The 9,214-nt window shown below is 55.4% G+C and carries 8 protein-coding genes; 7 read left to right on the top strand and 1 reads right to left on the bottom strand.

What is annotated here, in order from left to right:
• Nucleotides 1-103: 103 nt before the first annotated feature.
• Nucleotides 104-1,627, bottom strand: a complete 1,524-nt coding sequence (dnaA, locus tag ACIOWA_RS25815; RefSeq protein WP_339431425.1) for a chromosomal replication initiator protein DnaA — start codon at nt 1,625-1,627, stop codon at nt 104-106.
• Between the two features lie 565 nt (nt 1,628-2,192).
• Between dnaA and rpmH the strand changes: the two genes are divergently transcribed.
• From rpmH to rsmG, 7 genes are all read left to right on the top strand, one after another.
• Nucleotides 2,193-2,327 (top strand): 50S ribosomal protein L34, encoded by a 135-nt coding sequence (gene rpmH, locus ACIOWA_RS25810; RefSeq protein WP_003213577.1) that lies wholly within the window; start codon nt 2,193-2,195, stop codon nt 2,325-2,327.
• A gap of 16 nt (nt 2,328-2,343) precedes the next feature.
• Nucleotides 2,344-2,745 carry a ribonuclease P protein component gene (rnpA, locus tag ACIOWA_RS25805; protein ID WP_401162594.1) on the top strand — a complete coding sequence of 134 codons (402 nt, stop codon included), beginning with the start codon at nt 2,344-2,346 and terminating at the stop codon, nt 2,743-2,745.
• Nucleotides 2,738-2,983 (top strand): membrane protein insertion efficiency factor YidD, encoded by a 246-nt coding sequence (yidD, locus tag ACIOWA_RS25800; RefSeq protein ID WP_401162586.1) that lies wholly within the window; start codon nt 2,738-2,740, stop codon nt 2,981-2,983. Before rnpA ends, yidD begins: the two co-directional genes overlap by 8 nt.
• 2 nt (nt 2,984-2,985) lie before the next feature.
• The gene (gene yidC, locus ACIOWA_RS25795) at nt 2,986-4,668 is read left to right on the top strand and encodes a membrane protein insertase YidC (RefSeq protein WP_339431426.1); all 1,683 of its coding nucleotides are present in this window, start codon (nt 2,986-2,988) and stop codon (nt 4,666-4,668) included.
• An 81-nt stretch (nt 4,669-4,749) separates the two neighbouring features.
• Nucleotides 4,750-6,120: a tRNA uridine-5-carboxymethylaminomethyl(34) synthesis GTPase MnmE gene (gene mnmE / locus ACIOWA_RS25790; protein ID WP_339465114.1), complete on the top strand. Its 1,371-nt coding sequence runs from the start codon at nt 4,750-4,752 to the stop codon at nt 6,118-6,120.
• A 553-nt stretch (nt 6,121-6,673) separates the two neighbouring features.
• The gene (gene mnmG / locus ACIOWA_RS25785) at nt 6,674-8,572 is read left to right on the top strand and encodes a tRNA uridine-5-carboxymethylaminomethyl(34) synthesis enzyme MnmG (RefSeq protein ID WP_339431428.1); all 1,899 of its coding nucleotides are present in this window, start codon (nt 6,674-6,676) and stop codon (nt 8,570-8,572) included.
• Nucleotides 8,569-9,213 carry a 16S rRNA (guanine(527)-N(7))-methyltransferase RsmG gene (rsmG, locus tag ACIOWA_RS25780; RefSeq protein WP_339431429.1) on the top strand — a complete coding sequence of 215 codons (645 nt, stop codon included), beginning with the start codon at nt 8,569-8,571 and terminating at the stop codon, nt 9,211-9,213. Before mnmG ends, rsmG begins: the two co-directional genes overlap by 4 nt.
• Nucleotide 9,214 lies beyond the last annotated feature (1 nt).

Raw genomic sequence — 9,214 nt, 5'->3', positions numbered from 1 at the left:
CCCTATTACAACCATTTTTTTTCTGCTCAGCCCCGCGCCCGTCATCGCAAAGGGCTTGGTTGCAGGGCTAGTCCCTTGCCTTAATAAGCTGCGCTGGTGTTCATCAAGTGGTCAGTGTACGCAGCAGGTTCTTGTAGTCCTCGCGGATGTCCGCGTCGGATTCCTTAAGTTCGTTGATCTTGCGGCAGGCGTGCAAAACTGTCGTGTGGTCGCGACCGCCAAACACATCGCCGATTTCCGGCAAGCTGTGGTTGGTCAGTTCCTTGGACAATGCCATGGCCACCTGACGCGGACGAGCCACCGAGCGCGAACGGCGCTTGGACAGCAGGTCGGAGATCTTGATCTTGTAGTATTCGGCGACAGTGCGCTGAATGTTATCCACAGAGACCAGTTTGTCCTGCAACGCCAATAGGTCTTTCAGGGATTCGCGAATCAGCTCGATGGTGATGTCGCGGCCCATGAAGTGCGAGTGGGCGATTACGCGTTTCAGCGCACCTTCCAGCTCGCGGACGTTGGAGCGAATTCGCTGGGCGATGAAGAACGCTGCGTCGTGAGGCAACTCGACTTTGGCCTGGTCGGCCTTTTTCATCAAGATCGCTACACGGGTTTCCAGTTCCGGCGGCTCGACGGCAACCGTCAGCCCCCACCCGAATCGGGATTTGAGGCGTTCTTCAAGGCCTTCGATTTCTTTCGGGTAGCGGTCACTGGTGAGAATGACCTGTTGGCCACCTTCAAGCAGGGCGTTGAAAGTGTGGAAAAACTCTTCCTGCGAGCGCTCTTTGCGGGCGAAAAACTGAATATCGTCGATCAGCAAAGCGTCCACCGAACGGTAGAAACGCTTGAATTCGTTGATCGCGTTCAGTTGCAGTGCCTTGACCATGTCGGCCACGAAACGCTCTGAATGCAGGTACACGACCTTGGCATTCGGATTCTTCTTTAATAGATGGTTACCCACCGCGTGCATCAAGTGGGTTTTACCCAGACCCACTCCACCATAAAGGAACAGCGGGTTGTAGCCATGCTTGGGGTTGTCTGCCACTTGCCAGGCTGCCGCTCGGGCGAGTTGGTTGGACTTGCCTTCGACGAAGTTCTCGAAGGTGAACGTGCGGTTCAGATAACTGGTGTGCTTGAGCGCACCCTCGACCTGCACGGTGCGCTGTTCGGCGCGAACCGGGGCTTGCTGCGACGCGGCACCGGCCATCGGATCGAAGCTGTCGCGGGACGGCTCTTCACTGACTTCGGCGGTTTTCTGCGTAGAACGCTTGGCCGCCGCTGGCGTCGGGGCGGGCGCTGGCGTGCTGGCAGGCGCGGCATTTGCCTGGGCCTGGGAAGCTTGCGCGGCGGCCAACGGAGCATTGGGTGCTGCACGAGGTGCCGAACTGCGTTTGCTGCCTATTAATAAGGACAACGCTGGCGCCATGCCGTTGCCGTGCTCATCGAGCAGTTCAAGGACGCGCCCCAGGTACTTTTCGTTGACCCAGTCCAGGACAAAACGGTTCGGTGCGTAAACGCGCAACTCGTCGCCTTCGGCTTCGACCTGTAGTGGACGGATCCAGGTGTTGAATTGTTGGGCCGGCAGCTCCTCGCGCAAAAGCTCCACGCACTGCTGCCAAAGTTCCACTGACACGGATATCCCCTAAGTTGAAAGCCGGTGAGGCAAAAACAAGCGGCCATTGTAGCGGCGAGCCGTTTACTTATCCACATGCAGGTTGCCCGGTGAACATGATTTATCAATGCGTTAACTGGAAAAAAGGCGACCAACGGTGTGTGAATAAGCTCTGTGGATAACCGCCTCTAAGGTCACTGGACAAGTGGGGGTTGAACTCGGTGGATAACCAGACTGTGGATAACTGCCCATTCCACACACAGCTTATCCGACAGCGCAGCACAGGCTGAACACCGTTTTCCACTGTAGTTGTCATTGGCTGTACACGAAGTAAAACAAGGGCTGAAAGCAGTTATCCACAGTCAGGGCCGGGGCTAGCTTTTATAAGCTTTACAGAAAAGCTTTAAATAATTCCCTTCTTTATTTTTATGTATGGCGAACAGGGTGTCGGCCAAAGACGCCTCGTGATCTATTTATAAGGAAACGTTGGTTGGAAATTGACCTGAAGGCTTGCTTTCTCTAGAATCCCCGGTCTCTTAAAACGGGGGCCATTCCGGCCCGTTGTGGACGAACCAGGTAACACGACATGAAACGTACTTTCCAACCAAGCACTATCAAACGCGCTCGTACCCACGGTTTCCGTGCTCGCATGGCTACCAAAAACGGTCGTGCCGTCCTGTCGCGTCGTCGCGCCAAAGGTCGTGCGCGTCTGGCAGTTTGATAATCCGGCACTGGAGGTGAGTCAGGACTTCAGTCGGGCAAAGCGTCTGCTTACCGCCCGGCATTTCAAGGCAGTCTTTGACTCCCCTACCGGCAAGGTTCCGGGGAAAAATCTCCTGCTCCTTGCACGCAACAACGATCTTGATCACCCCCGTCTAGGGCTGGTTATCGGGAAAAAGAGCGTAAAGCTCTCCGTTGAGCGCAATCGCCTCAAACGTTTGATGCGCGAATCGTTCCGTCTTCACCAGGATTCACTGGTTGGTTGGGATATCGTTATCGTCGCGCGCAAAGGTTTAGGTGATGTAGAAAACCCCGAATTGATTCAGCATTTCGGCAAACTCTGGAAGCGTTTGGCACGTAACAAGCCAGTTCCAGCAGTCAAAACCGAAACTGTAGGGGTAGACAGTTCAGATGCGTAAACTGGCCCTCGTTCCGATCCAGTTTTATCGCTATGCCATTAGTCCTCTGATGGCCAGTCACTGTCGCTTCTACCCCAGTTGTTCCTGCTACGCGTATGAAGCCATTGAAAATCATGGCCTTCTGCGCGGTGGCTGGCTGACCTTTCGTCGTTTAGGTCGCTGTCATCCGTGGAATACCGGTGGTTATTACCCGTTTCCACCTATCACTACCTCCCGTTATTCTTCGATGGCCGAGTAATCATGGATATCAAACGCACGATCCTGATCGTCGCCCTGGCAATCGTGGCCTACGTTATGGTTCTTAAATGGAACCAGGACTATGGCCAAGCTGCCCTGCCGACTCAGAATGTTGCTTCCAGTACGACTACATCCGGTTTGCCGGACACCGCCACTGGCAATAATGCTGAAGCCAGTGACGATATTCCGCGTGCCGCAAGCGATACCAGCGCACCTGCCGAAACACCGGTAGCCGCCAGCAAGGATCTGATCCAGATCAAAACCGACGTGCTCGATCTTGCGATCGATCCACAAGGTGGTGACGTTGCTCAACTGACCTTGCCTCTGTATCCACGTCGTCAGGATCGTCCGGACGTTCCTTTCCAGCTGTTCGATAACGGCGGCGAGCGTGTTTATCTGGCGCAAAGCGGTCTGATCGGCACCAACGGTCCGGACGCCAATCCGGCAGGTCGCCCGGTCTACTCCTCGGAGAAGAAGACTTATCAACTGGCTGACGGTCAGGACCAACTGGTCGTAGACCTGAAGTTCAGCAAGGACGGCGTCAATTACATCAAGCGTTTCACCTTGAAACGTGGCCTGTATGACGTAGCCGTTTCCTACATTGTGGATAACCAGAGCGCTCAGCCCTGGAACGGCGCGATGTTCGCCCAGTTGAAGCGCGATAACAGCGCCGATCCTTCGTCCACTACTGCCACCGGTACCGCGACTTACCTGGGCGCCGCCCTGTGGACAAGTTCGGAGCCGTACAAGAAAGTGTCCATGAAGGACATGGACAAGGGCCAACTCAAAGAAACTGTCACCGGTGGTTGGGTAGCCTGGCTGCAACACTACTTCGTGACTGCATGGATTCCGGCCAAGGGCGAAAACAACATCGTCCAGACCCGTAAAGACAGCAAAGGCAACTACATCATCGGTTACACCGGTCCTACACTGACCGCTGCCCCGGGTGCCAAAGTTGAAACCAGTGCTGTTCTGTACGCAGGTCCGAAAAGCCAGGCAGTGCTTAAACAGTTGTCCCCAGGCCTGGAACTGACCGTCGACTATGGCATCCTCTGGTTCATTGCCCAGCCAATCTTCTGGCTGCTGCAACATATCCACGCGATTGTGGGTAACTGGGGCTGGTCGATCATCTTCCTGACCATGCTGATCAAAGGGCTTTTCTTCCCTCTGTCGGCTGCCAGCTACAAATCGATGGCGCGCATGCGTGCCGTTGCGCCGAAACTGGCTGCACTGAAAGAACAACATGGCGATGACCGGCAGAAAATGTCGCAAGCCATGATGGAGCTGTACAAGAAAGAGAAGATCAATCCACTGGGCGGCTGCTTGCCGATCCTTGTGCAGATGCCGGTTTTCCTTTCGCTGTACTGGGTTCTGCTGGAAAGCGTGGAAATGCGCCAAGCGCCATTCATGCTGTGGATCACTGACCTGTCGATCAAGGATCCGTTTTTCATTCTGCCGATCATCATGGGTGCAACCATGTTCATCCAGCAGCAGTTGAACCCGACTCCTCCGGATCCGATGCAGGCGAAGGTCATGAAAATGATGCCAATCATCTTCACCTTCTTCTTCCTGTGGTTCCCGGCTGGTCTGGTGCTGTACTGGGTTGTGAACAACTGCCTGTCGATTACCCAGCAGTGGTACATCACGCGTAAGATCGAAGCGGCGACGAAAAAAGCCGAGGCGTAACTTGCTCTGTGGATAACACCACTCAAAACGCCCCCTAGTGGGGCGTTTTGCTATCTGTCACTTTTGTCTGGATTCCGGTTTATGAGCACACCTCGTGAAACCATTGCAGCCGTTGCCACCGCTCAAGGTCGTGGCGGTGTGGGCATCGTCCGTATTTCCGGGCCGTTGGCCAGTGTTGCAGCCAAAGCCATCAGCGGCCGAGAACTGAAACCGCGTTACGCCCATTACGGACCGTTTTACAGCGACGATCAGCAGGTGTTGGACGAAGGCCTGGCGTTGTACTTCCCAGGGCCTAACTCGTTCACCGGTGAAGACGTACTGGAATTGCAAGGCCATGGCGGCCCGATCGTACTCGATATGCTGCTCAAACGATGTCTCGAACTGGGTTGCCGTTTGGCTCGCCCGGGGGAATTCAGTGAGCGAGCGTTCCTCAATGACAAACTCGACCTGGCCCAGGCCGAGGCCATCGCGGACCTGATCGAAGCCAGTTCTGCACAGGCAGCGCGTAACGCGCTGCGTTCCTTGCAGGGTGCGTTTTCCCAACGTGTGCATAACCTCACCGAACAGTTGATCGGTCTACGCATCTACGTCGAAGCTGCCATCGACTTCCCGGAAGAAGAAATCGACTTCCTCGCCGATGGCCATGTGCTGAGCATGCTCGACAAGGTGCGTGATGAATTATCCACAGTGCTGTGCGAAGCCGGCCAGGGTGCCTTGCTGCGTGACGGCATGACGGTGGTGATCGCTGGACGGCCGAATGCCGGCAAGTCGAGCCTGCTGAATGCATTGGCCGGGCGCGAAGCCGCGATCGTGACCGAGATTGCCGGTACCACCCGAGACATCTTGCGCGAACACATCCACATCGATGGCATGCCGCTGCACGTTGTGGATACCGCCGGTCTGCGTGATACCGACGACCAGGTGGAGAAAATCGGAGTCGAGCGCGCTTTGAAAGCCATTGGTGAAGCCGATCGTGTGCTGCTGGTAGTCGATGCGACAGCTCCAGAAGCGCTGGATCCGTTCGCCTTGTGGCCCGAATTCCTCGAAATCCGTCCCGATCCCGCCAAAGTTACCCTGATCCGTAACAAGGCAGACCTGACCGGTGAAGCGATTGTTCTGGAAGTCAGCGATGACGGCCATGTGACTATCAGCCTGAGCGCCAAATCGGCGGGCGAAGGCCTTGAATTGCTGCGCGAACATCTCAAGGCTTGCATGGGTTACGAACAAACCTCGGAAAGCAGTTTCAGTGCCCGCCGGCGACACCTGGAAGCGTTACGCCATGCCAGTGCGGCCCTTGAACACGGTCGTGCGCAATTAACCTTGGCTGGCGCTGGCGAGCTGTTGGCTGAAGATTTACGTCAGGCCCAGCACTCGCTGGGTGAAATCACTGGAGCATTCAGCTCCGATGATCTGCTCGGACGGATATTTTCCAGCTTCTGCATCGGAAAATAGTCCTCCTGCTGTTCACAGACAGGCCCAATCGCGGCCTGTCTGACTCCCTCTTTTTATAAATCCTTCCTTGAGTGCCGGGCAGATGTGTTCTTCCTGAGCGGACTCCCTGTACCCGACTCGCGCTCATTCACCAGATTTCTGTGGATTAAGCCCTGTGAATAACTGCCTCTGAGGTCAGTTGATAACAGGGCAAAAAAACTGGATATAACCCACCCTGTGGATAACAACCCCTTTCATCCACAGGCTTACACCGGTTATCCAAGGATCTCATTGGTACATGGGCACAGGGTTTTGAATCTCTGTACACATTGAATATAAAGGTCTGTAGAGATTTATCCACAGAAAGGCGGGTCAGTAAGAATAAACATAAAAACAAAGGTTTTATAAATTTCTTTCTTTTTTATTCTTTTAACCTCGAGTTCTCCACAGCTGGTTAAATTTTGTGCAAAGGGTTCTTTAGGAAGGGCGAAGTCCCTATACTTGCCGACCAGGTCCAAAAACCTGATCTCAAATTTTTCCTGAATGACCTACTTAAGCAGGCACGAGGTGCGTGGTGGATTTCCCTTCCCGTTTTGAAGTGATCGTCATCGGCGGCGGTCATGCCGGTACCGAGGCAGCACTGGCCTCAGCACGTATGGGGGCAAAAACCCTGTTGCTGACGCATAACGTGGAAACCCTCGGCGCCATGAGTTGCAACCCGGCTATCGGTGGCATTGGCAAAAGCCATCTGGTCAAGGAAATCGACGCCCTCGGCGGTGCGATGGCCATGGCTACCGATAAAGGCGGCATCCAGTTTCGCGTTTTGAACAGCCGTAAAGGCCCGGCCGTACGTGCAACCCGTGCACAAGCGGACCGCATTCTTTACAAAGCCGCTGTCCGCGAAATTCTGGAAAACCAGCCGAACCTGTGGATATTTCAACAGGCTGCCGACGACCTGATCGTTGAGCAGGAACAAGTGCGCGGTGTTGTTACGCAAATGGGTCTGCGTTTCTTCGCAGACTCCGTGGTGTTGACCACCGGAACATTCCTCGGCGGACTTATCCACATCGGGTTGCAGAATTTTTCCGGCGGCCGTGCCGGTGATCCACCGTCCATCGCGCTGGCTCACCGTCTGCGTGAACTGCCACTGCGTGTCGGTCGATTGAAAACCGGTACGCCACCGCGTATCGACGGCAAGTCTGTGGATTTCTCGGTGATGACCGAGCAGCCAGGGGATACGCCGATCCCTGTGATGTCGTTCATGGGCAACAAAGAACAGCATCCACGCCAAGTGAGCTGCTGGATTACTCACACTAACGCCCGCACCCACGAAATCATTGCCGCGAACCTCGACCGTTCGCCGATGTATTCCGCTGCCGGTGAAATCGAAGGCATCGGCCCGCGTTATTGCCCGTCGATCGAAGACAAGATCCACCGCTTTGCCGACAAGGAAAGCCATCAGGTGTTTATCGAACCGGAAGGTTTGACCACCCATGAGCTGTATCCGAACGGGATATCCACAAGCTTGCCGTTCGACGTGCAATTGCAGATCGTGCAATCGATCCGCGGCATGGAAAACGCGCACATCGTGCGTCCGGGTTATGCGATCGAGTACGACTACTTCGACCCGCGGGATCTGAAGTACAGCCTGGAAACCAAAGTCATCGGCGGTCTGTTCTTCGCCGGGCAAATCAACGGCACGACCGGTTACGAAGAAGCCGGTGCGCAAGGTTTGCTTGCCGGTGCCAACGCCGCTTTGCGTGCCAAAGGCAAAGAACCCTGGTGCCCGCGCCGTGATGAAGCGTACATCGGCGTGTTGGTCGACGACCTGATCACCCTCGGCACACAAGAGCCGTACCGCATGTTCACTTCCCGGGCCGAGTACCGCCTGATCCTGCGCGAGGACAATGCCGACCTGCGTCTGACCGAAAAAGGTCGCGAGCTGGGTCTGGTCGATGACGCGCGTTGGGCGGCCTTCTGCAAGAAACGCGAAAGCATCGAACTCGAAGAGCAGCGCCTGAAAAGCACCTGGGTTCGCCCGGGTACACCGCAAGGCGATGCGATTGCGGAAAAATTCGGCACACCGCTGACCCACGAATACAACTTGCTCAACCTCTTGAGTCGTCCGGAAATCGACTACGCTGGTCTGGTCGAAGTGACCGGCAACGGTGCCGAAGACCCCCAGGTTGCCGAACAGGTTGAAATCAAGACCAAATACGCCGGTTACATCGATCGTCAACAGGACGAAATCGCCCGTCTGCGCGCCAGTGAAGACACGAAGCTGCCTGTGGATATCGATTACACCAACATTTCCGGTCTCTCCAAGGAGATCCAGAGCAAGCTCGGCGCGACTCGTCCAGAGACGCTTGGGCAGGCTTCGCGTATCCCTGGCGTGACCCCGGCAGCGATTTCGCTGTTGATGATTCATTTGAAAAAACGCGGCGCGGGCCGTCAGTTGGAGCAAAGCGCTTGAGTTCTAAGGTCACTTCGCAACACGCTGAAGAGTTATCCACAGGAGCCCGCGAGCTCGGTGTCAATCTCAGTGAAACCCAGCATGAATTGCTGCTGGGTTATCTGGCCCTGTTGATCAAGTGGAACCAGGCCTACAACCTCACGGCTGTTCGCGATCCTGACGAAATGGTTTCTCGCCACCTGCTCGATAGTCTGAGTGTGATGTCGTTCATCGAAAACGGCCGCTGGCTCGATGTTGGCAGTGGTGGCGGCATGCCGGGCATCCCGTTGGCGATCCTGTATCCAGACTCGCAAGTGACCTGTCTGGACAGCAACGGCAAGAAAACCCGCTTCCTGACCCAGGTCAAACTCGAATTGAAACTGGATAACCTCCAAGTTATCCACAGTCGCGTCGAAGCTCTGCAGCCAGCACAACCCTTCAACGGGATTATTTCCCGGGCGTTCAGCAGCATGGAGAACTTCACCAACTGGACTCGCCATCTGGGCGACGCGGATACACGCTGGCTGGCAATGAAGGGCGTTCATCCGGCCGATGAGCTGGTAGCATTGCCGGCAGACTTCAAACTCGATAGCGAACACGCCTTGGCCGTACCCGGTTGCCAAGGCCAACGCCATCTGCTGATACTGCGCCGCACGGCATGAT

Origin of the sequence: Pseudomonas sp. NPDC087614 (assembly GCF_044743485.1) — a bacterium.
In the GTDB taxonomy this organism is placed as follows: Bacteria; Pseudomonadota; Gammaproteobacteria; order Pseudomonadales; family Pseudomonadaceae; genus Aquipseudomonas; species Aquipseudomonas baetica_A.
Note: the sequence above shows the minus strand (reverse complement) of the source record. Positions and strands in the feature narration are given on the sequence as shown.